The organism is Vibrio ulleungensis, assembly GCF_016900875.1.
Classification (GTDB): Bacteria; Pseudomonadota; Gammaproteobacteria; order Enterobacterales; family Vibrionaceae; genus Vibrio; species Vibrio ulleungensis.
Genome location: NZ_JAFEUM010000002.1, coordinates 210615 through 234198 on the forward strand (window position 1 = coordinate 210615; position 23584 = coordinate 234198).

At 44.4% G+C, this 23584-nt stretch carries 19 protein-coding genes; 7 read left to right on the plus strand and 12 right to left on the minus strand.

The annotated features are described in order from the left end of the window. Positions 1–6 precede the first annotated feature (6 nt). Genes JQC93_RS05890 through rsuA form a run of 3 tightly spaced genes read right to left on the minus strand, consistent with a single transcriptional unit; the run spans position 7 to position 2584 of the window. Positions 7–684 carry a DUF2913 family protein gene (locus JQC93_RS05890; protein WP_205157553.1) on the minus strand — a complete coding sequence of 226 codons (678 nt, stop codon included), beginning with the start codon at positions 682–684 and terminating at the stop codon, positions 7–9. Beyond that, complete coding sequence (locus tag JQC93_RS05895) at positions 684–1874, minus strand: Bcr/CflA family multidrug efflux MFS transporter (RefSeq protein ID WP_205157554.1); 1191 nt, start codon at positions 1872–1874, stop codon at positions 684–686. The genes JQC93_RS05890 and JQC93_RS05895 overlap by 1 nt, the downstream gene beginning before the upstream one ends. Beyond that, positions 1871–2584: a 16S rRNA pseudouridine(516) synthase RsuA gene (rsuA, locus tag JQC93_RS05900; protein ID WP_205157555.1), complete on the minus strand. Its 714-nt coding sequence runs from the start codon at positions 2582–2584 to the stop codon at positions 1871–1873. Before rsuA ends, JQC93_RS05895 begins: the two co-directional genes overlap by 4 nt. Before the next feature lie 151 nt (positions 2585–2735). On the opposite strand from rsuA, the gene JQC93_RS05905 reads away from it, so the two are divergent. Next, on the plus strand, positions 2736–4472 hold the full coding sequence (locus tag JQC93_RS05905) for a DEAD/DEAH box helicase (RefSeq protein ID WP_205157556.1): 1737 nt from the start codon (positions 2736–2738) through the stop codon (positions 4470–4472). 202 nt (positions 4473–4674) lie between these two features. Then, positions 4675–4953, plus strand: coding sequence for a 50S ribosomal protein L25 (gene rplY / locus JQC93_RS05910; protein WP_205157557.1), 279 nt, complete (start codon positions 4675–4677; stop codon positions 4951–4953). A gap of 391 nt (positions 4954–5344) precedes the next feature. On the opposite strand, the gene JQC93_RS05915 is transcribed toward rplY, so the two are convergent. The 3 genes from JQC93_RS05915 to JQC93_RS05925 are packed head-to-tail and all read right to left on the minus strand — an operon-like array spanning position 5345 to position 10521. Next, a complete protein-coding gene (locus JQC93_RS05915; protein ID WP_205157558.1) occupies positions 5345–8392 on the minus strand; it encodes an efflux RND transporter permease subunit in 3048 nt (1015 codons plus the stop codon). Beyond that, positions 8392–9444 (minus strand): efflux RND transporter periplasmic adaptor subunit, encoded by a 1053-nt coding sequence (locus tag JQC93_RS05920; RefSeq protein WP_205157559.1) that lies wholly within the window; start codon positions 9442–9444, stop codon positions 8392–8394. Before JQC93_RS05920 ends, JQC93_RS05915 begins: the two co-directional genes overlap by 1 nt. 21 nt (positions 9445–9465) lie before the next feature. Then, positions 9466–10521, minus strand: a complete 1056-nt coding sequence (locus JQC93_RS05925; RefSeq protein WP_205157560.1) for an efflux RND transporter periplasmic adaptor subunit — start codon at positions 10519–10521, stop codon at positions 9466–9468. Between the two features lie 134 nt (positions 10522–10655). Here JQC93_RS05925 and JQC93_RS05930 point away from each other — a divergent pair, with 134 nt between their 5' ends. Continuing rightward, positions 10656–11420, plus strand: coding sequence for a TetR/AcrR family transcriptional regulator (locus tag JQC93_RS05930; protein ID WP_205157561.1), 765 nt, complete (start codon positions 10656–10658; stop codon positions 11418–11420). 64 nt (positions 11421–11484) lie between these two features. On the opposite strand, the gene JQC93_RS05935 is transcribed toward JQC93_RS05930, so the two are convergent. Further along, positions 11485–11736, minus strand: a complete 252-nt coding sequence (locus JQC93_RS05935; RefSeq protein WP_205157562.1) for a DUF1289 domain-containing protein — start codon at positions 11734–11736, stop codon at positions 11485–11487. A gap of 163 nt (positions 11737–11899) precedes the next feature. Here JQC93_RS05935 and JQC93_RS05940 point away from each other — a divergent pair, with 163 nt between their 5' ends. Then, positions 11900–12373: an META domain-containing protein gene (locus JQC93_RS05940; protein ID WP_205157563.1), complete on the plus strand. Its 474-nt coding sequence runs from the start codon at positions 11900–11902 to the stop codon at positions 12371–12373. Positions 12374–12419: 46 nt separating this feature from the next. On the opposite strand, the gene metE is transcribed toward JQC93_RS05940, so the two are convergent. Continuing rightward, positions 12420–14723, minus strand: a complete 2304-nt coding sequence (gene metE / locus JQC93_RS05945) for a 5-methyltetrahydropteroyltriglutamate--homocysteine S-methyltransferase (protein ID WP_205157564.1) — start codon at positions 14721–14723, stop codon at positions 12420–12422. A 229-nt stretch (positions 14724–14952) separates the two neighbouring features. On the opposite strand from metE, the gene JQC93_RS05950 reads away from it, so the two are divergent. Beyond that, on the plus strand, positions 14953–15867 hold the full coding sequence (locus JQC93_RS05950; RefSeq protein WP_205157565.1) for a LysR substrate-binding domain-containing protein: 915 nt from the start codon (positions 14953–14955) through the stop codon (positions 15865–15867). 46 nt (positions 15868–15913) lie between these two features. On the opposite strand, the gene JQC93_RS05955 is transcribed toward JQC93_RS05950, so the two are convergent. The 3 genes from JQC93_RS05955 to JQC93_RS05965 all read right to left on the minus strand — a co-directional run bounded on the left by JQC93_RS05955 (position 15914) and on the right by JQC93_RS05965 (position 18117). Further along, positions 15914–16111, minus strand: coding sequence for a DUF4250 domain-containing protein (locus tag JQC93_RS05955; RefSeq protein WP_205157566.1), 198 nt, complete (start codon positions 16109–16111; stop codon positions 15914–15916). Positions 16112–16196: 85 nt separating this feature from the next. Beyond that, positions 16197–16910, minus strand: coding sequence for a hypothetical protein (locus JQC93_RS05960; protein WP_205157567.1), 714 nt, complete (start codon positions 16908–16910; stop codon positions 16197–16199). A 46-nt stretch (positions 16911–16956) separates the two neighbouring features. Continuing rightward, entirely contained in the window at positions 16957–18117 is a 1161-nt protein-coding gene (locus JQC93_RS05965) for a BamA/TamA family outer membrane protein (protein ID WP_328833363.1), read from the minus strand. 183 nt (positions 18118–18300) lie between these two features. On the opposite strand from JQC93_RS05965, the gene JQC93_RS05970 reads away from it, so the two are divergent. Together JQC93_RS05970 and JQC93_RS05975 are read left to right on the plus strand one after the other, a co-directional pair. Next, on the plus strand, positions 18301–20577 hold the full coding sequence (locus JQC93_RS05970; RefSeq protein ID WP_205157568.1) for a YgiQ family radical SAM protein: 2277 nt from the start codon (positions 18301–18303) through the stop codon (positions 20575–20577). A gap of 137 nt (positions 20578–20714) precedes the next feature. Then, on the plus strand, positions 20715–23294 hold the full coding sequence (locus JQC93_RS05975) for an HD-GYP domain-containing protein (protein ID WP_205157569.1): 2580 nt from the start codon (positions 20715–20717) through the stop codon (positions 23292–23294). On the opposite strand, the gene JQC93_RS05980 is transcribed toward JQC93_RS05975, so the two are convergent. Beyond that, positions 23291–23494: a hypothetical protein gene (locus tag JQC93_RS05980; protein WP_084887753.1), complete on the minus strand. Its 204-nt coding sequence runs from the start codon at positions 23492–23494 to the stop codon at positions 23291–23293. The two genes, JQC93_RS05975 and JQC93_RS05980, sit on opposite strands and share 4 nt — an antisense overlap. Positions 23495–23584: the final 90 nt, after the last annotated feature.

Here is a 23584-nt window from a genome sequence, read left to right on the forward strand (position 1 = left end):
CTAGTTTTACACTGGTGTCGGAAACGCGTTTGGGATCTCAGGGCGCGTTTTTCCACAGTTTTCAGGAAACACCCAGTATAGGCCGTGGTATTTGATCACCGACTTGTAATCACTTTGTTTATGCACCAACAGCCCTACTTGCATCGCGGTTTCTATAAACTGCTGATGATCGCCTCTAACAAACACTCTAATCGGTTTGTGAAGTCGTTCAGCCTCAGAACCATCAATAGCTTCAAACCACTCTTCGCACTCTTTAGCGCACATTACAACCGAACTTTTGCCCTCAGTAAACACTTGGTTTTTGCCAGTGATTTCAAATTCGTTTGTCCAGCTCCATCCGGCCTCTTCCAAGCGATCCAGCAATTGATTGATATGCAAATCCGTAACAGGCTGCAACTCTTCCATCGACGGTAATAATTGCTGGTAAAACGACTGTAAGCGAAGAAACTCTGTATACAGAGCACTGCTATTGCCACTGCTTCGTGCCATTTTTTGCCAGCCAATTAAGTCCTTCGCGACGCAGCTGTCATAGCGCTGTTTTTTAATGCTATTGGTGATCCATCGCGCCAAATAATTGGTATTGCTCACTGGGGTATTGGCCACTTTCTTAGACTCATGAGCTACCGCTAGCTCTCCGATCGCGTCATCTAGCACGCTGCGGATCTGTTGAACATAGATATTCATTAAGCTTTTCTCCCCAAGGTAATATAAAACGCTACAGACAACATAGAACAAAAGGCCATAGTAACCAGCATTGGCCAACTCTGTTCGCTTGGCATTAAGGTGATGGCAAAGCCAACTAAACCACCCACCCCAAATCTCAATGTGCCGGCAAGCGATGAAGCGGTTCCCGCAATACTCGGATACTCTTCAAGTAACAGTGCCATCGTATTACTGCCTATTATCGACATAACACCAACAAAAAGCATCACGCTGGGGACAATCACCCATAACCCTAAGTCAAACACCCAAGCAGACAACAGCCCTAGACCGGCGATTGATTGAATGGTGAGTCCTAAACGAATCATGTAGTGCGAACCTTTTTGCTTCACAATTCGGCCGTTCAATGTGGTCATCATAATTAATGTCACTACATTGAGCCCAAACAGGTAACCAAAGTGTTCTGGCGCTACACCATAAATATCGATATAGACGAATGAACCCGCGGTTAAGAATGCGAACATCCCCGAAAATGAAAACGCGCCGCACAACACCAGTCCAAGTACGACTTTATTAGTTAGCAGTTTCGCGTAGTTTTGCAACGTTGACTTTAAGCGTAAAGGTTGCCTTTTTTCTACCGGCAAGGTTTCTGGGATGTATTTTAAAATAGCGACCAAAATGAGTATCGCGTACACCACTAATACGCCGAAGATAAATCGCCAACCTAAGAACACCGATAAATAGCCACCAATTAATGGTGCGGCTAACGGCGCAACGGTCATTACCAGCGTAATAAAAGACATGGTTCGCGCAAAATCTTCTCGCTGGAACATGTCCCGCACTACTGCTTGGATCACAACAGCGGCAGCAGCGCCTGCAAAGCCTTGTATTGCCCGTACAGCAATTAACGTATCGATGTTAGGTGCGAAGGTACATCCAATCGCGGCCAGCCCAAAGGCTGCGACACCCGCCACCAATACAGGTTTACGCCCATAACTGTCTGCCAATGGCCCATGCAACAGTTGCCCTAGCGCAAATCCTACCGTGTAGATAGTAAGCGTCACTTGAACACGGTTTGCTTCTGTACCTAACCCATCAGCAATCGCGGGCATTGCGGGTAAATAAAGGTCAATTGCCAGTGGTGTTATTGCACTGATTGCACCGAGTAAAATAAATAGAAAAAGACTCAGCTTTGGGGCTTGAACTTGGTTCATTCATGTTCCTTTGATCTAGGCCATACGGAAAGGATTTCTTGTTCGGTGAGATCTCGGTACTCGCCTGGCTCTAAGTCTTGGTCAAGAGTGATCGCACCGATCGACTCTCGATGCAATCCTTCTACTTTGTTTCCGAGCGCGGCAAACATGCGCTTAACTTGATGGTATTTCCCTTCAGAAATGGTTAAGCGAGCGGTATGTAAGTCAATTTGTTCCATCACACCGGGTTTTGTCGGCTCTTTTTCATTTCGAAGCAATATCCCCTGCTCTATCTCAGTGGCATAGTGCGATTGAATTGGGTCAGCAAGCTCTACTAGGTAGGTTTTGGAACACTTGTGTTTTGGTGACGTGATTCGATGGGACCATTGCCCGTCATCGGTAATCAACACTAATCCTGTGGTATCCACATCCAAACGGCCAGCAAAATGCAAGTCGTCATAACGAACCTCGTCTAACAATACAAACGCGGTATGATTAAATCCATCTTCATGCGAGCAAACAAAGCCCTCTGGCTTGTAGAGCATAATATAACGAGGTCCCTTGAGGGTTAATTCCCGTTCCTGCCAACACACCGAATCTTGGTCAGAGACTTTCGTTGACCCGCTTTTCACTGTTTTTTGATTAAGTTCTATGGCACCTGACTTGAGAAGTTTGGTCGCTTCTTTGCGAGTGACTCCTAAACAGTCACAAAGAAATTTGTCTAACCGCATTACTGCTACACCTATTATTACTTTGAGAGGATGGACGATGCTTGAAGGCACCCGTGCAAATGTTGCTTGCAGAAGGAGTGGACTAAGAAATCGAACGAAGGCACTATTATACGAGTATTCGTCTTAATTGTGTGACAAATTTTACCTTCAGATGTACAAACTTCGTAATTATCAATCCGATGCCGTTAAAGCTGTTGTTCACTATTTCCGTCGTCATCACTCACCTGCGGTAATTGTTCTTCCTACGGGAGCAGGAAAGAGCTTAGTGATCGCCGAATTGGCACGAATTGCCCGCGGTAAAGTTCTTGTTTTGACGCACGTCAAAGAGCTCGTCGAGCAAAATCACGCCAAGTATGAAAGTTACGGTGTCACGGCATCCATTTTTTCTGCAGGTTTAGGACGAAAGGAACACCAACAGCAAGTCGTCTTTGCGTCTGTACAATCGGTGGTAAATAGTTTGGAGCAGTTTAGCCAACCCTTTTCGCTGGTGGTCATCGATGAATGCCATCGAGTTTCCGACAACAAAAAATCAAGTTATCAAAAAGTACTTAGTCACCTGCAATCTATCAACCCCACTATTCGAATATTAGGTCTTACTGCAACACCTTATCGCTTGGGATTGGGATGGATTTACCAATACCACACAAAGGGCATGGTAAGAACGGACTCAGAGCGGTACTTTAGAGATTGCATCTACGAACTCCCTATACAATATTTACTTGATGAATCCTTTTTAACCCCAGCCAGAATATTGGATGCGCCGACGCTAAGCTATGACTTTTCAACTCTTAAGCCTACGAGTATGGGAAGGTTTAAAGAGTCCGAACTCGATCAGGTGCTAGACGCCAGTCGTCGAGTCACTCCACAAATCGTCCAACAGATATTAAGTGTTGCCAAAGACAAGCATGGGGTCATGATTTTTGCCGCGACAGTACGGCATGCTCAAGAAGTACTATCGCTTTTACCTGAGCAAGAATCTGCGATTGTCATCGGCGATACGCCGACTAAAGAACGAGATGACATCATCACGCGGTTTAAACAACGCGATATAAAGTATCTTGTCAATGTGTCTGTACTGACCACCGGATTTGACGCCCCTCATGTAGATCTCATTGCGATACTAAGGCCAACAGAGTCTGTGAGTCTCTATCAGCAAATTATCGGACGCGGGTTACGGCTTTGCGACGGAAAACAAGAATGCTTGATACTCGAATATGCGGGCAATACCTTTGATTTATATCAGCCTGAGGTTGGCGAACCTAAACCTGACTCAGACAGTGAAATCGTGACCATCCCCTGCCCAGCGTGTGGTTTCAACAATAACTTCTGGGGTAAATTAGATAGCAATGGATACTTACTAGAGCACTTTGGCCGAAAATGCCGCGGCTACTTTGAAGATGATAATGGTCATCGAGAGCATTGTGACTATCGATTTAAGGCCAAGTATTGCAACCAATGCGGTGCAGGCAACGATATCGCGGCTCGAATATGTTATGAGTGTGACGCCGTTTTGGTTGATCCTGATAAAAAGCTCAAAGACGCACTCAACCTAAAAAATCACTTGGTGTTTGCCTGTCACGATATGACGATGGAAACGCGCAAAGACAAGAACAATAAAAACTATCTAAAGGTCGATTATGTCAGCGAAGAAGGCGCTCGCGTCAGTGAACAGTGGTTTTTAACCAGCAAAGCTCAAAAACAGCGCTTTGCAAAACAGTTTGTACGCCCACACCTTGCCGATAAACATAATCCTTATAACGCTCTAACGCCAACTGCAGCCGTCGACAATCAGCACCGCTTTCGTTTACCTGCATTTATTGTTGCGGCGAAACAGGGACGATTTTGGACGTTAAAAGAGAAGATTTTTGACGATGAACTTTCCGGTTAGTAGTGGGGATTATGGATTAGCGAAAAATCGATTCGAAAGCCTGTGAACATCTTGCCTCAAACGGGGCATGATGATAGACTCCGCGCTCGCTTTAGCTGTTTGTCCATTCATTTAATATGAAACAAACGCAAGCGAACTAGCCACAAGTAAGGTCGCATTACATTGTGGGACTTAATTAATCATCAATTTCGAGAGTTATACTATGAAATTTGAAGCAGTAGTACGTACTGAACTAGGTAAAGGTGCGAGCCGCCGCCTACGTCACGCTGGTAAATTCCCAGCAGTTATCTATGGTGGTGAAGCAGAAGCAGTTGCAATCGCTCTAAGCCACGATGAAGTTTTGAACCAAATGGACAAGCCTGAGTTCTACGAGTCAATCACTCTAGTGGTAGACGGCGCAGAAGTTAAGGTTAAGCCACAAGACGTTCAACGTCACGCGTTCAAGCCAAAAGTTGAGCACATGGACTTCATCCGTATCTAATTCCCTACCAAGGAATTAGCTGGATAATCCAACCTTTTGCATATACGACTATTGGATTTACCACCCAGTAATCGAAAAAGAATTTGAAACCCCGAGGCCTTACCAGCTTCGGGGTTTTGTTTTATTTGGGCTTTATCACTCCGCAGCGCCGCAGGTATCATACCAATCGAAGTGATTAACTGGTCAGAAAATTGCGACGGAAAAATCGCTGAGAACAAGGCAAAGATTGCCGTAGATAGTTGTTCTACCTACAAGATCATTAACGCCGTTATCAGTGATTTTAACGAGCAAGAATAACTAGGTAATTGCTTTGCTTGGTATAAGAAGCCCAAATAAAAAGGCTAACATTACTGTTAGCCTTTAGAACTATGATTGCTAGTGTGGAGTGAACCTAAGCTTTCACGTTATAGAATGTTGCATAAAGCAATGGAACAACAATGAGCGTCAACACGGTAGCAAAGCCTAAACCTGCCATAATTGTGACCGCAAGAGAACCAAAGAACGGATCGACAATCAGCGGTAACATCCCCAATATCGTTGTTATTGCCGCCATACTTACCGGCAATACCCTACTGGTCGCACTGTCCAGCACCGCGTCATATGGCGCTTTACCACTCGATAGATCCATGTTGATTTGATCCATCAGTACAATACCATTTTTCAAAATCATGCCGCTTAAGCTCAACAAACCTAATAAAGCCGTGAATGAAAATGGCATCGAAGTTCCTAGTAGACCAAACGACACACCAATAATCGCAAGTGGTACTGTTAACCAAATGACCAGTGGCTGTCTTACCGAGTTAAATAGAAGCATGGTAATAATAAACATTATGGCGTATCCAAGTGGCATTGCACTTGCCAAAGCTTCTCGAGCGTCATTCTGCGATTCGTATTCACCACCCCACTGCAGTTCGTAGCCAATTGGCATAGGATACGCTTCAACTGCAGGTCGAATACGATCAAACAGTACTGCTGGGGTTTCACTGCTTAGTATGTCGTGATCCGCCAGTACGGTAATTTCACGTTTTCTATCGCGACGCATGATCAACGGCTCTTCCCATTGCAACGTTATGTCGTCCATCACTTGAGTTAATGGAACATAGCTCTGCATAGTAGGGCTCCATATCTTAAGCAACTCCAGAGTGTTTACATCCAGACGTTCTGCTTCAGGCAATCTAACTACAATGGGTAGTTGTTTGGTGCCGTCTCTAAAGCTCCCCATAGTGCTGCCACCAAACGCCATGTTTAACGTTTTGGAGAAATCTTGCTTAGAGACGCCTAATCGACGCGCTTTCGATTCGTTAAATTGGGGAACAAGCGTTTTTGTGCGCTCTTGCCAGTTATTCTTTACGTTTCGCGCCCCTGGATCCGCTGCAATGATCTTTTCAATGTCTGTCGCAATGGAGCGCAAAGTGTGTGTATCTGGACCTACAATTCGTGCTTCAATTTTTGACGCCGGTGATGGGCCAAATTCACCAACTTGAATGCGGAAGTTTGCCATTGGATACTCAACAGGAAGCTGATGATAAAACCGCTCAACTAACGTAAACAATGAGTCTAAGTCATTAGCGCGCACCAGCAATTGAGCATAAGACTCATACGACTTTTCAGAATTATAAGTCAGCATGTAGCGCTGCATGCCCTGACCGATTGTCGTCGCGACATAATCAACTTCTTGCTGCTCACGCACAAAGGCTTCAATCTCTGACACTTGCTCCGATGTTTCTCGAATGTCTGTCCCTTGTGGCATCCATACATTTACAAAGAAAATCGGCGTATTTGAGATTGGGAAAAACTGTTGCTTAACCTCTTTAAAGCCTACCACCGCCGAGCCCATTAGAGCGACCAACATAATGATGGATAACCAACGAAACCTTAGAGCAAGAACTAGACTCTTGCGAAACAAAGTAAAGACAAACCCTTGGTATGGCTCTTCAATTTCACCATCAACAGAATCGACCTCTTTCAAAAAAAGTTCTGCTAAGAATGGAGTTATCGTGAGCGCGGTCACCCAACTTAAGAAAAGTGAATACAAAAGAACCCAAAACAGCGATCCCATGAATTCTCCTGTCGCATCTTGAGACAAGCCAATTGGTGCAAAAGCGGTGATGGCGATTACGGTTGCGCCGAGTAGCGGCCATTGAGTTTGCTTAACAATCGCGATGGCAGCGTTCATTTTGCTTAGGCCACGTTTCATGCCCGATTGTATCCCTTCAACCACCACAATGGCGTTGTCGACCAACATACCGAGTGCGATAATCAGTGCGCCCAATGAAATCCTATGAAGTTCAATTCCATGATTATCCATGAGGATGAAGGTACCCATCACCGTAAGCAGCAATACCAATCCAATGATTAAACCACTTCGCCACCCCATGACAAACAGCAACACGACAATCACGATGCCAACAGCCTCCGCAAGGCTGATTAGAAAGCCATTTACCGATTGCTCAACTTCAGCTCCTTGGTCGTAAAAGGTGTCCAATTGCATACCCAGCGGTGTATCTTTTTCAAGCTCAGCTAAACGCGCGTCGATGCGTTTACCTACTTCGACAACATTCACCTCAGCCGCGTAAGAGATACCAATATTTAAAGCCGGCAAACCATTAAACAGCAATTGATGCGATGGCTTCTCAGCGATACCTCGACTTAATGTCGCGACGTCTTTTAGCCGGATCAATTTACCTGTGTCGCGACCATGGATTACAAGCTCGCCTAACTCTTCGATGGAGGTCAGTGTTCCGGTTGGACGAATTGTCAGTGATTCACCTGAAATCATGACAGCGCCGGCAGATTGAACCGCATTTTGCTGTGTCAGCAACCCAAGAACAGAGTTAAGGTCTATATTAAATGTTGATAGACGCTCAGTAGATACCTCAACAAAGATCTGCTCACTTTGCGACCCAGAAATATTGACCTTTCCGACGCCATCCACAAGCTCAAGCTCGCGGACTAAGTAGTCAGCAAAGCGTTTTAGCTCGATGTAATCGTAGGTTTTCCCCGTTAACATCAGCGACAGACCATAGACGTCACCAAAATCATCATAAACCTGTAAACTTTGCAATCCAGAGGGCAAACTTGGCTCTAAGTCGTTAATTTTTCTCCGCATTTCATCCCAAATTTGCGGAAGTTCATCGGGCCCATACTGCATGCCCATACTAACCATGATTTGTGTCTTACCCTTGCTCGAATTTGACGTCACCTTGTCCACATAAGGCAGTTGACGAATCGCTTTTTCTAGCGGGTAAGTCAGCTCTTCTTCAACTTCTAATGCAGTTGCACCAGGGTAAATACCAATTACCATCGCGTCTTTAACAGTAAATGCAGGGTCTTCAAGTCGCCCTAAATTCTGAAATGAAAGCGCACCGCCAATCAATAAAACGACAATGAATAGCCAGCTAATAACGCGTTTGTTAATAAAAAATTGAGCCATGTTCATTATTGATGAATCCCTTCCACAATGTGTAGTTCACTGCCTTGTTCGAGTTTAAGCAGATTTGTTGCAATGAGCTTGTCACCAAGCTCGACACCACTGTTAATTACCGCGCCATTACGATTTATCTGTCCCACCTGAACCGGTTGTTTAACCGTTTGACCTTGCTCTAACTTCCATACTACAAATTGCTCGGCTGCATCCCCAGCGACAAGAAGTTTAGTCGGTATACGAACGGCTATTTTGGATTTGGCCAAATCTCCGTTTGCATCCACTTTGATTGTTGCTGATGTACCTGGTAATACCGGCGGATCAAGTTGTGGTAACTCAAATTGAGCGACGTAGCTGTTTGCCGTTTCAAGTGGCTCGCCACTGTACGACTTCAAAGTCGCTCGATACTCACCAGAATTCGAAGAAAACTCTACATCGGCAGTCAGCTCTCCTTTAGGTTGATCTTGTAGCCAGGTAACAAAGCTATCGGGAACCGTTGTTGCCACCAATATTCTTGAGCCATCATATAAAGACGCAATGACATCACCTGGTTGGATCACTTGATATTGTTTTACAGGTACCTCAGCCACTAACCCTGAGAATGGCGATTTGAGTTCAGTAAACGCTAGTTCTCTGTTGGCCAGTTCTAATGAGATTTTGGCCAATGTGTAATTTGCTGTAAGCTCCTCGTACTCAGCAGCTGAAATCATGCCTTTCTGCTTAAGTTGCTCTGAGCGCAGCAGCTGATTTTGAGCAAGTTCAAACTTTGCTTCGGCATCATTTACTTGCTGTTTTTGTTTTACGTCGTCTAGCGTTGCAATTACATCGCCTTTTTCAACTTGTTGCCCTGCTTTAACGAGCAATTGGCTAATCTTTCCAGATTGCCTAAAAGAGAGCTTAGTTAAGTCATAAGGCGTAGCTGCCCCCTGAAATTGGCTCTGTTTGACACTAACCGCTTGATCTACGTTGTAGGTTGATACCACCAATGGCGCAGGTTTTATTTGTTCTGAAGTAGGGTTGCATCCCACGCTCAATAAGGGCAAAAGGATCACAGCTAATTTTTTCATTGAATGATTCCGTATCATTAATTATATGCCTCGCTCTCTCACCCAAGGACGCACTTGTTGTCCGTCTTGTAGTGCACTAACCCCTGTGGTCACGAAGTACTCACCGTCGTTGATTCCCGTTAACGTATTCTGTTCATGGTCAATAGTAACGTGGCGCTTACTTACTTCACTGTTAATTGGGTTATAAATCCATACCCATCCATTCGTAATTCCGTCCGTGGCAGTCACCTCGATCCAACTCGAAGTCGGTATGGATGTTGAAAAGCTCACGCCTTGCTCTGCGACTTCAACTGTGCCGCTCATCCCTGGTAGCAACGCAAGTGTTTCGCTCGCTTCTAAAGAGGCCGTAATTTGGAAGGTATTGGTGTCCTGGTCGGGACGAATAAAGGATTCGGTAACACTCGCCATTAACGGTTGATTTGGTTTTGCGTCAAGACGGAAGATCAATCCAAAATCAGCGTCCAAGATTGATTGAGCGGTTGTAACTGGTACATCAAATCTCACTTCATAAGATTGAGTGTCCACAAGGGTTACTACTGGTTGCTGCGCGCCAACAACTTCATGAGCTAACACATGCTTAATCGACACCATGCCATCAAATGGCGCTTTTAGTACCGAGTAGTTAAGCTCAGTTCGTGCTTGATCTCGTTCAGCTTGAGCAATCTCAAACTGAGTGACACTTTGGTCATAGCGATCTCGGCTAATCAGGCTTTGTGAATAAAGACTCTCCGAGCGTTGATGTTTTGCACGGGCAAGATCGAGCTCAGCTTGCTTTGCAGCAAGGGCAAGTTGGTAATCTTTTTGATCCAAGGTTGCAATGACATCCCCTTTCGCAACGTGCTCTCCCATTTCCACATCAAGTTGAGTCACCTCACCAGCCACACGAAACGACATGACAGTCCGATTTGCGGCGACGACTTCACCCAAGAAGCGATGTTGATTAGTACCAATTTTCTTCTGATACTGGCTCATTTTAACTGGCTTAATTGTCGGTGATAAGGACTCTTTCGACTCCACTTCACATCCAAGCAACAACATCGTTGATATCAATGCGAACGCTATTTTAGAGGTCTTCACTATTCAATCCGTTATTTATTACACACTCGTGCAGTATATTCATAATTCAGAATTTGACAATATATTTTACAAACGTACAATAAAATTATTCAAAAGAGCGAAATGTAGGAATTATCAGTGTTGGAAGGCAAATAATGGCAGCGAAGAAACAAGGTCGTCGAACCGCTGAACAAGCAAAAATCACTAAGATCAAGATAATGACCACTGCTACCATTTTGTTTTGTGATCATGGCTACCAGCAAGTTTCGCTTAGGGATATTAGTGAGAAAGCCGGTGTGTCTCACAGTTTAATCAGACATTATTTTGGCGCTAAGCATCAGATTTGGGAGGAAATTTTGTACGCCTGTCACAATTATATGACTCGCTACATGATAGAACTGCAAAAAGTAACCCACCACGACAGTGACTCAAACATCTCACTGTATCGTTTTCTTGTGTGTTTGATGGCGTTTGTCATGAAACGTCCTCGACTTTTTCAACTGATCTTCGCTTGTGCGCAAATGACCGACCCAGTAAAAATGCAATCAGAAGAAGAGCAGCAGCGAAATCACGATCACTTGGATCTCATTTTTAATGCCTACGAAATCTACCAAGACGAAAACCTAACTTACTCGCAAGAAAAGCTCACAATATTAAAATGGAATTTTTTGAATTTTGCCTCCACCCCAATTTTGCTTAAGCCATTAATGTTTAAGATTTTGGGTTCTGACCATGATCGAGGATTACTCACCCATTGGCGATTGTACGAAAACCAGATGAGCAAAGAGTTGAATGTGGATGACTCAGATCGAATCCGAGCTAACTCAATCAGTGATGTGGTTAATGAGTTTGATATTCTAGACAGTGATGTTGCAGAGTTCTTAAAAGAGTATTTTGCAAAAAATGGGATGCAGTGTTAGTAAGCGGACCTCACTAATTTGTGGCCAGTGCCATAACGAAAAAGATCAACAGTTGCTTTAGAAATTAAAATAACAGCTGTTGCGGTGATGGCGAGGTTACATCGGATTGAACGGGCTTTTGAGACTGTTTACGCCGAGCACGAACATAGCGTTGACGGCACAGTTTGATGACATGTTGCTTCTGGGTGTCTGAGTAAGAATTCCACTGAAAACGCTCGTCACGCTTGCGCATACAGCCTTTACAATAGCCACTATCATTCATACTGCATATGCCAACGCAGGGGCTTGCAACACCGATAAAATCAAGCTGTTCCATTGCTTTCTCCGTATATGATACGTTGACGCTAAAACGATTGTACTGTTGTACATCATTATCACTATACACAGCTCAGTAGAAAAAATAAAAGCCCGTAGTCCCTCACTTTACCCTGACAATTGCGTTATATTGTTGTTTATACTCAATATCGTAATCAATCAACATGGATTTCATTATGCGTAAAACTTTAACCGTAGCCGCAATTGTCGGTCTGCTTGCCGCCTGCGGCGCAACCTCGAGTGAACAATCGGATGCAGCGATGAACGACGCGACCACAGTGCTCTCTGCAGCGCAGTTACAACATCATAATTGGGAACTTGTCTCTGTAAATGGTGAAGCGATTACAGTATTGGAGGGGTTTTCCGTACCGAACCTAGAAATTGGTGAGAAACTTACCGCTAACGGTAACGCCGGTTGTAACAACTTCTTTGGGCAAGTCGAACTTGAAGGCAACTCACTGAGAATTGCACAAATGGCGTCAACCATGAAAATGTGTCCTGAAGAGGTTATGAGCTATGAAATGGCGATGTCACAAGGGCTGAGTGACTGGAATGATGTCAAACTAACCAAACAAACCTTAACCCTAGAAAACGGCATCAACACCTTAGAATTTACGTTAAAAGATTGGGTGCACTAAAACCCAATTTAATGCCGCACAGCCCATTAGGCTGTGCGGATTATTACTACGCAAATTCCTTGCGCAATTTCTTCGCTACATTCACCATATTTTTCAGTGACTTTTCGGTCTCATCCCAACCTCTTGTTTTAAGACCACAATCTGGGTTTATCCAGAGTCGCTCTTTTGGAATCTGAGTCGAAGCTCGCTTAACCAATTGCTCCATCCACTGCTCCGATGGAATATTGGGTGAGTGAATATCGTAAACACCCGGTCCAATTTCATTTGGATAGTCGAACGCTTCAAACGCATCCAGCAACTCCATATTCGATCTCGACGTCTCAATGGTGATCACATCGGCATCTAAGTGAGCGACTGAGTCAATAATTTGGTTAAAATCGCTATAACACATATGCGTATGAATTTGTGTTTCTGGTAACGCACTTGATGCAGAAACCTTAAATGCGTCTACTGCCCACTCCAAATAATGCTGTTGATCAGCAAGACGTAGCGGTAGCCCCTCTCTTAGTGCGGGCTCGTCAATTTGAATAATATTGATGCCAGCATCTTGCAAGTCAGACACTTCTTCTTTTAACGCAATTGCCAGTTGCTGGGTGATAGTTTGACGAGTGATGTCTTCTCGAGGAAAAGTCCAGCACATTAGTGTCACAGGGCCTGTTAGCATTCCCTTCATTGGCTTAGTGGTCAGAGACTGAGCATAGCGTGTCCAATCAACAGTCATTGGTTCTAGTCTTTCAATGTCTTCAACCACTATTGCCGGTTTAACACATCGAGAACCATAGCTTTGGACCCAACCGTACTGCGTAGTTTGGAAACCATTCAACTGCTCGGCAAAATACTCAGCCATGTCATTTCGTTCAGGTTCACCGTGGACCAACACATCTAAGTCTAACGATTCTTGGCGCTCAACGACTGCTTTAATTTCAGATCGGATTTGCTTGCGATAAGCGTCAAATGTAAGCGCTCCCGTTTTAAACTGACTGCGCAGACGGCGAATATCTCCTGTCTGAGGAAAAGAGCCGATGGTTGTTGTTGGAAAGAGCGGCAAGTTAAGAGCGTTTCGCTGCGCTGCTTGGCGTTCTGGAAAGGGTAAAAGCCGATCGCTAGACTGCTCTTTTAAACGTTGTAGCTTTTGTTGGACCTGCGGTTTATGGACATTGATTGAGTTTTTACGTTGATGTATCGGTCGACTATATGCGAGCACCCTTTCCGCATACTCGCTTGGATTAGATAGCGCCTTAGTTATCTGGCAAACCTCAGATACCTTTTGTTTAGCAAACGCAAACCATGATTTGGTGTCAGCAGGTAGCTGCGTTTCTAGTTCTAAATTTAGTGGCGAATGCAATAAAGAGCAGCTACTTCCTATCCAAATCTGTCGAGCCGACGTAGCATTCCCATTCAACGAATTAGACAGGTTTTCTAGCCAATAGTGGGCGTCGCATTTCCACACATTTCGCCCATTCACCACACCTAATGAGATTACCCAATCGTTAGGTAACACCGACAGTGCCTCGATCAGCTGTGCTTCATTTGCCACTAAGTCTAAATGTACACCATCAACCCTTAACGTTTTAATTATAGCTAGCTTATCGTCAATTCGGTCAAAATAACTGCTGAGTAGCAGTTTTACGGTTCCACCAAGCTCATCATACGTAGGTTTGAAGACTTGTAACCACTGAGAAGGTAAATCCAAACTCAATATTGGCTCATCAATTTGTAACCACTCAATGCCTAAATCGGCCAATCGCTGGATGACTTGTTGATAGACGGCCACCAATTTTGGTAGCAAAGTGAGGCGATCAAAGCTATCGACCTCTTTGCCCAAATATAAGTAGCTAATCGGCCCGAGTAATACAGGCTTAACACTGTGTCCAAGCGCTAACGCTTCTTCAATTTCATCAAACAATTGAGACCAGCTTAATTCAAATTTATCATCAGCTGAAAACTCTGGGGTTATGTAATGGTAATTAGTATTAAACCACTTGGTCATGTCCGATGCCGCAGCACCACAACAGCCTGAGTTCGATTGCCCTCTTGCAACTTTAAACAGAGTATCCAAGCTAATATCGCTGTCGCCGCGATGACGTTTTGGAAGGTGTCCTATCAACGCGCTGGTCGATAAAACATGATCGTACCAAGCAAAATCACCAACTGTTACAAAGCTTAGCTGTGATTGGGTTGCCCAGTTTTGCTGGCGTATGGTTTTGCCGACGTCTCGAAGTTGCTGCTCCGTAAATTCGCCTTTCCAATATTTTTCTAACGCAAATTTTAACTCTCGCTGCTCTCCAACTCTTGGGTAGCCTAAAACGTGACTTTTGAAAGAATGATTAAGGGTGTTTGCTTGGCTCATGATTGCTGTCCTATGGGTGTTTGCTCCGATGTCATTTACAGTAAGTGGCCTTGTCATCATCGACAAACGACAAACTTTCATCAGCAACTTGAAAGTTTTTCATGTCATTTGGACGTCTAGACGTTTACTTTGAGGTGAAAGTTAGGCAAGGTAATACAGAGTAATGAACCTCGAGCCTTATTAAGGCCGCCAAACCTGAGTCGCATGAGACAGTGGTAAAAGGAAAACCATGATTGAATTAAAGCACCTTAGAACCATCGTATCTTTAAGAGATACGGGGTCGTTAACTGCGACAGCAACCTCTTTGCACTTAACTCAATCGGCCCTATCTCATCAAATAAAGGACTTAGAGACCCGTTTAGGTGCGCAATTATTTTTACGAAAAACACGTCCGGTTAAATTTACTCCTGAAGGCCATATTATTTTGAAACTGGCAGACCAAGTGTTGCCACAAATCGCTAAAGCCGAAGGAGAGCTCGCCAGTCACAAAGAAGACGCCAATGGCAGACTGCATATGGCCATCGAGTGTCACTCCTGTTTCCAGTGGCTAATGCCTGCAATAAAAGAATATCAAGTCGCTTGGCCAAACGTGAGTTTGGATTTTTCATCTGGATTTGGTTTCGAACCACTACCTGCCTTACTTAATGGAGAATTAGACTTAGTCGTCACGTCGGACGTTGCCCCTAGAGCTGATGTCCACTATGAGTCTATGTTTGATTTTGAAATGCGTTTGGTGACTGCAACTACACACCCACTCGCGCAAAAATCTATTATCGAGCCAAGCGATTTAGTGTCACAGACAATGATCAGCTACCCCGTACAAAAACAACGTCTTGACGTATATAAGCATTTTCTTGCACCTGCTCAATGCGAGCCCGAAAAATGGAAACAAGCAGACAACACCTTAATGCTGATTCAAATGGTGTCTGCTGGACTAGGCGTTGCCGCTCTTCCTAACTGGGCAATCAGCGAGTTCTCTCGTCAAGGGTTGATCGAGTCTATCCCATTGGGTGATCAAGGACTTTGGCGCCGCCTATTTGTCGCTGTAAGACATGCCGATAGAGATAAGCGATACTTGCAATCATTCTTTTCAACCGCCAAACAGCAGTGCCAGCAACACCTTGATGGTGTGAAGATGGTCTAAACGAAAAAGCCGCCTGATTAGGGCGGCTTTCTATGCTAAAAAGTCATTAAAACTGAGATTTAAACTGATTAGTCAACGGATCGTAGCTAAACCCTACATCAGCTAACTTATTGTTCAGTGACTCCATATCAATTTCATACATCGTGGCAAGCTCTTCCACGCTGTGACATTCGAGTCTTAATTTTTCATTGACGATACCTATTAAGATATTGCCATCCCATTTATTGACGTTACTGAGATCCATACCTAGCGCTCCCTATGACTGCAAACACCCCAAACTCTTTGTAAGCATAGTCCGATTTGTAAGGGTTAGCGGTTCAAAAACGTGATTAAGGTAAAATATACATAAAAATCAGATGGGAAGAAGAGAGCCCTGCGACTGACATCCATAGCGCACTTTTACGGATCTCAACACGCTTTAGCAAATGCCAGTTCCATATTGTTAACGCAAAAAGCAGTGTACTAATGGCAACCAACAGTGGGCCTAAGATAGATTCGGCAGATTGTATACCGTTCACTAAACCAGTAGACACTAGCCCAAGCCATAGTAATAAATAAGCAAAACTCATGACAACAGCGCCAATGGGCAGAATACGGTGAAACGCTTGTAGTCGAGTTCTTGCCAGCAACAGCAGTAAGTGTGCAACACTGGCGCCTAACAGTAGCGTCATCACTAAATAGAAGCCAAATCCAACCACACTTTCCCATAAATAGGTTTGGCTTAGCTGCTGGTAAAACGCCAAACACCCTACTAGACTCGCCCACACAGCGGCAATCACTAACGCCGCTCGCGGCCCCAGCAACCGTGTTTTTTTAGTTTGAACTTGGCTACAAAACCAGCCTAAAAATAAGGCACTAGGTATGAGCCAAATATTAGTGACACAAGTAATAGCGAACAACCCACATAAAATTGCGATCGAACGATGCAAGCGGCCTCGTTGACCGGGACAGATATCGCCTTTATACAAAATGACAATAATGAGCCAAAGTGCACCAACAATTGCAGGGACCAACCACACTGCGTTTAATACTTCTATCGACAAAACCGAGTTCCTATTACTTTAATCTAAACATCAAAAGCGACGAATCCTAAATGCCTGTGCCAACGGTGATATAAAAGGCCGAATCATCTTCACTAACCGCAATGTCTACACCGGCTTGAATGCCATATCGTCTGGCCATCAAATAACGAAAACCTGTGCCAATTGCAGGAGTGGGGTTATTCCAAAAATCGGAAGCGCTGTCACTATACACACCTACCCCACCAAATAGTAGAGCTGTCCAACGAGGATCAATATGCCACATCACCTGCGCCTCAGCTGTACCTGTGTAATTGCCTTGGTACTTAAATGAGGGTAATCCGCGTAGATCAGCGTAGGGTTTTAGTGTTCTAGGAAGCAATCGACTGTCTGACGACAACACGTTGTATTCAGCTGCAGCAATAAAAGTGAACGACTTAGACAAAGGGAAATAGGCTTGTCCCTGAGCTAAAAGCGTTTCAAAGTCATAATCACTGCCAATTGATTCGTCAAACCATAGGTATTCCAGGTTGGTGTAATACCCCTGACGAGGGAAAAAGAAGTTGTCTTTATTGTCATATTCAACATTAAAACCAAGTGCCGATGTAGTGAATTCTTTAGTAAAGCCAAGATCAGGTATCCCCGTACCGTTCGAACCGAGTCCAAATTCGGCATTACTAAAAAACTGTTGCACACCTAAAAACAGATCGCTGTCGGCTAATCTAAATTGCAGTTTTTGCATTCCGCCTAAGCCAACCGTTTCAGTTTCGACGCTAAATTGATTATCTGAGCCAAAATAGAGATCCAACACCACGTTGCCGTAGCCAATCCCGCCTAGGTATCGAATCGAATCTTCCTTCCAAACATGACGGTGGCCGAAAAAACCAAACCAAGTCCCATTTTGAGTTGCCCCACCGCCTAAAACTGTCACCGCAGGTGGAATTAACTGAGCACCGCCGTCAATGGAGGTGAGCGCCAGTTGGCGCCTCTTTTCTGTCTGCTCTTCAGATTCATGAAGGAACATACCCACCATACCAGCGCCATACCCTAACGCGGGCTCGGTAATAAGAATGGGAATGGGTAAAAAACCGTAGGCGTTTTCGGCCAAATACTCACCCATATCAAACCGACCATCAATTGGATCGGTAAACGACACCGCAATGGAAGGTGTACTCATTGCGCCCACTGAAACGGCTAGCAATGTACGCCAAATAGGATTTAATACTGACACGTAAACACTCCTTGTTTTTACGTTTTACGACAGGTTGTTACGACTAGCTTACCAACATTTATTAGCGAACAACACCGACAAACGAAGGTTTAAATTCACCTCTCTCAAGCTGCTACACTATTCTTACAAGACAAATCACTCTGGCATCGCTATAATTCGCGGCTCGATTTGGTGAGGTAATAAATGAACAGTCCCGTAACTCCTATCTATGAGCACAAAAAATATTGGGCCGAATGCTTTGGCACGGCGCCATTTTTGCCAACCTCTCGCAAAGAGATGGATGCGCTAGGATGGGACAGTTGTGACATTATTATCGTCACAGGCGATGCTTATGTTGATCACCCAAGCTTTGGCATGGCGATTATTGGTCGCCTGCTTGAAGCGCAAGGCTTTCGAGTCGGCATAATTGCACAACCAGAGTGGCAAAACAAAGACGCCTTTATGTCACTGGGCAAGCCTAACCTGTTCTTTGGCATCACTGCCGGCAACATGGACTCTATGATCAACCGTTACACGGCCGATCGTAAGCTGCGCCATGACGATGCGTACACCCCAAATAATGAAGGTGGAAAACGTCCAGATAGAGCGGTGCTTGTGTATTCGCAGCGATGTCGTGAAGCATTTAAAGGTGTACCGATCGTACTTGGTGGTATTGAAGCCAGTTTACGTCGTGTCGCGCATTACGATTATTGGTCCGATAAAGTTAGACGCTCGGTTTTGCTTGACGCTAAAGGTGACATTTTACTGTTTGGTAATGCCGAACGAGCACTGGTCGAAGTTGCCCACCGCTTAGCCGCCGGTGAAGACGTCAAAACCATGACCAACATTCGAGGCACTGCAGTCAACTTGCCCGCAGTTCCTGAGCACTTTGCTGTGGTCGATTCTTCGCGTATAGAGAAACCAAGCAAAGCTGTATGGAAACCACAAAACCCTTATCAGGTTGAAGAACAGTGTGAAACAAAAGCCACTGAACCCGATGAGGCAAAGCCAATATACGTGCGCCCAAGTCGCCACGACTCAGAAACAACTGCCGTGCGTTTACCTGCATTCGAGAAGCTGAAAAACGACCGTATATTATACGCACACGCCAGTCGCGTGTTGCACCTCGAGACCAACCCTTACTCAGGCCGTGCTTTAATTCAAAGACACGGTGATCGTGAACTATGGGTGAATCAAGCGCCGATTCCGCTGTCGACAGAGGAGATGGATTACGTATTTGATCTGCCTTATGCGCGCGTACCTCATCCTATGTATGGCAAAGCAAAGATCCCAGCCTACGATATGATTAAGACCTCGGTGAACATTATGCGCGGTTGTTTTGGCGGCTGTTCGTTTTGCTCTATCACCGAGCACGAAGGACGGATCATTCAAAACCGTTCTCAAGAGTCTATCATTGGCGAGCTCGAAAAAATTCGTGACAAGGTGCCTGGTTTTACCGGTACTATCTCCGATCTAGGTGGTCCAACCGCCAACATGTATCGTCTTGGATGCAGCGATCCTAAAGCGGAAGTGAATTGTCGTCGCCCGTCGTGTGTATTCCCTGGAATTTGTAACAAGCTTAATACCGATCACCGACATACCATTGATCTTTATCGCGCCGCCCGCCAAGTAAAAGGGGTTAAAAAGGTGCTGATCGCCTCAGGTGTACGCTACGATTTAGCCATTGAGTCTCCTGAGTATGTCAAAGAGCTTGTCACACATCACGTAGGTGGGTACTTAAAAATAGCGCCAGAGCATACAGAGAAAAATCCTCTCGATTTAATGATGAAACCGGGAATGGGTACCTACGATCGCTTCAAGGACATGTTCCAAAAATACAGCGAGCAAGCAGGCAAAAAGCAATACTTGATCCCATATTTCATTTCAGCCCACCCAGGGACTGAAGACGAAGACATGTTGAATTTGGCGCTGTGGCTTAAATCAAACAACTTTGAATGTGACCAAGTACAAAACTTCTATCCATCGCCAATGTGTAACGCAACCGCGATGTATTACTCTGAGACGAACCCACTCAAGCGTGTTAAGTATAAAAAGCGTATTGACGTGCCAGTCGCTAAAGGAGAACGACAACGTAGGCTCCATAAGGCTTTATTGCGTTATCACGATCCCGATAATTGGCCAATGATAAGAGAAGCACTTATCTCTATGGGTAAAAAACACTTAATTGGAGATAAGCCAAGTTGTTTGGTTCCGGCAGAAGACGTCGACTCGAAAACCCCAGCACAGCGCCGCAAAAGTGGCCGCCATGGTGCAAATCGTTTTGCAACCAAACATACTAAATCGCAACCAGGTTTTGACAAAATGCACTCTAAAAAAGGTGGTGAGTCTAAAGCAAATAAAACAGGTACGAATAAGCCTCATGGCAAGTCAGTTGCAAGAGGAGGTAAGCCCGTGGCGAAAGGTGGTAAGCCAGTGTCGAAAGGTGGTAAACCTTCGCACAAGCCTAAAGGCAAGCGTTAATTGTGAAAAAGCACTGCTCCGGCGGTGCTTTCTTGTATCCAAACCCTAATAATTATTGCTAATTATCAGCGTGTTATGTTCTATTACGCGCCGCGGTAGTCTATGCTTCAGGTATCTGAGATTACCTGACCGCCAAAATGAAAAAAGTTCCTTTCCATATCTACCTGATTTCTACGTTAACGCTACTGATGGTAGTAACAGCGATTATTGTAGGCGATCAGCTACAAAGCAAGCTCAGTGCGATGAGTAAAACCTACATTGACGAGGTCGCCTACTTACAAAGCGAAGTCATGCACCGTACTTATCAGCAGATTGATATCAACATAAGAGATATTGTTTACCTGCTCGAAAACCAAAGAGAATACGATGGGCAACAACCATCAAAACTGAGTGATTTGACAACCAATACCCGGGCCATAATAGAGCGAGCATTTCAATCAAACTCGACATTTCTATCGCTCACACTAATGAGAAACAACGAATCAATCCTTCGCGTTGAATACGATCACGACGAACTACAACTTTTAGAAGTTGAGCCTAAGCCTATCGACTTAAGTGTAAAGTCGGTTGACGGTTCTTTACATCTTAGCTATGGAAAAGCGGTTGAGGGCGATGAAGGATTCTATTTTGAGCCAAATTTTCGAATCGCACCGCCATACAAACTGGCAATACAGTTGTCGACAAATCGATTTTTCGATTCCATTCAAGATTTTCTAGAAGACAAACAAGATGTCGGTTTTTACCTAGTCGATAAATACAACGGCATCAATATTTCATCATTCCAAGCCAATGGTCTAATGAGTGACGAGCAAATATTTTCGCTGATTCAAGAACGTCCAACAAAAGTTACCTTTAACGACATACAGTATCGGATCATTTATTACGAGAAGGGAATGTCGCAGTTTTTAATGTTTACTGCCGTACCGGATAGAGTGATCTCGAAGCAATTCTCACCTATCGTAAATGAATTGGGCACGCAGCTTTTACTAAGCTTCTTAATGATGTTGTTGAGCATATATATTCTAACTCGGCTTTCCACCGTTAAGATTAATCAAATTACTGACATCGCGAACAAGATCGCGCTTTTTGATTTCTCAGCAAAGCAGTACCCTAAGTCCCCCATTTCTGAAACCAATCAACTTAGCGAATCCATAGAGCAGCTAGAGTCGACTATCCAGCAACTACTTTCGTTGATCGTCAATGTTGCCTCGGCAAATTCACTTAACCCACTCTATAGAACACTCCATGACGCCGTCGTACCCGCATATGGGAGCAGCGTGTCCCTGTTTTATGTTTATGAGGAACAATGTATCGATGCCGATACTATGCAAGAACGAATTCTAGAAGAAATCGTTAATTACCCCGTAGAATTTTCAAATTCTGATGGTACAACGACTTATAGGTACGATCTCACTGACGAAAGTGGGCATACCATTGGGGTGATGTTTATGCGCTCCCATAAAAACCAAGTGTTTAGTAACGAACTCCAAGCTTTCATCGCGCAATTGTCCAATCTAGCAGCAATATCGCTCAGCAAATACCAATTGCTCAAGCAGCAAAAAAACTTATTAGCTTCATTTACTAAAACCATTGCTTCAGCAATCGATGCCAAGTCTCCTCATACAGGTGGTCACTGCCAACGCGTACCTGAACTCACTATGGCGATGGTAGAAGCGGCACAAACTGACAACGATTCATGGAAAAATTTCAATCTAACCGAAGAAGAGTTGGAAGAGATCTACTTGGCTGCTTGGTTGCACGATTGTGGCAAACTCACCACCCAAGATCACGTGATTGATAAATCCACGAAGCTGGATATGTTTGGCAATCGAATACACGAAATTAGAACCCGCTTTGAAGTGTTAAAGCGAGATATAGAAATCAAAGCGCTCGCGAGTCATGTCGATAGCAAAACGCTCGAAGTGGTTCAGCAGCAGTGCCAAGCAGAATACGATACTTTGACTCATGAGTTCGAATTTGTTGCCAAGATTAATTTGGGCGAGTCCTTTGTATCAGAACATGATGTCGCAGCTCTACAACGAATATCAAACCGAACTTACGTGAGAACCTTTGACGCAAGTATTGGCTTGTCATGGGAAGAGAGACAGCGTACCACGCCAAAAGACAGCTTAGTTGGCATACACGAGAATGTGATTGCTGATAAGCACAACCACATTATTAATCGAGATTTGTCACACCAAGATGACCAACGATTCACACTTAAAGCCCCCAAGCACAAATACAATTTTGGCGAGGTTTACAACCTGTCGATAACCCGTGGTACGCTAACACCAGAAGAGCGCTTCTTGATCAACGACCACATCATCCAAACGATCAAATTACTTGAAGAGTTGCCCTACCCTAATTACCTCGCGAGCATTCCTCTAATTGCTGGTGGGCATCATGAGAAAATGTCTGGCGATGGTTACCCACTGTCCATTGAGGCCGAACATTTACCAGTCAGCGCAAGAATGTTGGCCATTGCTGATATTTTTGAAGCACTCACCGCAAAAGATAGACCGTACAAGACACCCAAGACACTGTCACAAGCGCTGTCTATACTAGCCAAAATGGCCAAAGACAGGCACATCGATGCGGATCTACTGACACTGTTTATCAGTCAGGAAATCTATATGGCGTATGCATTGAAACATTTAAATCCTGAGCAAATAGACTCGGTAGATCACCAGAGTCTATTTGCGGTTTATCAGGGTTAATGAACTGAAGCGTTTTCGGTATTACCGAAACTCGATTGTGAATAGATTTGGGCTAAGGACTTGGGTCCTTTTGCTGCCCCACCTTTGGTCGATTGATGTTTAATTGCTTGCTCGTGTTCGGCGGCAGATTTAAGAAATGCAGGATCTTGCATGGCTTTTTTGCGCGCCTGATTTACTCGTTCAATCACGTCATTTAGCATTGTTCACCTCCACACTATTGCTGTCTATACATACAGTTATAGTGTGGCGAAAAACGTTTGTCAAACAATTTACTGTTTTTTCATACAGTG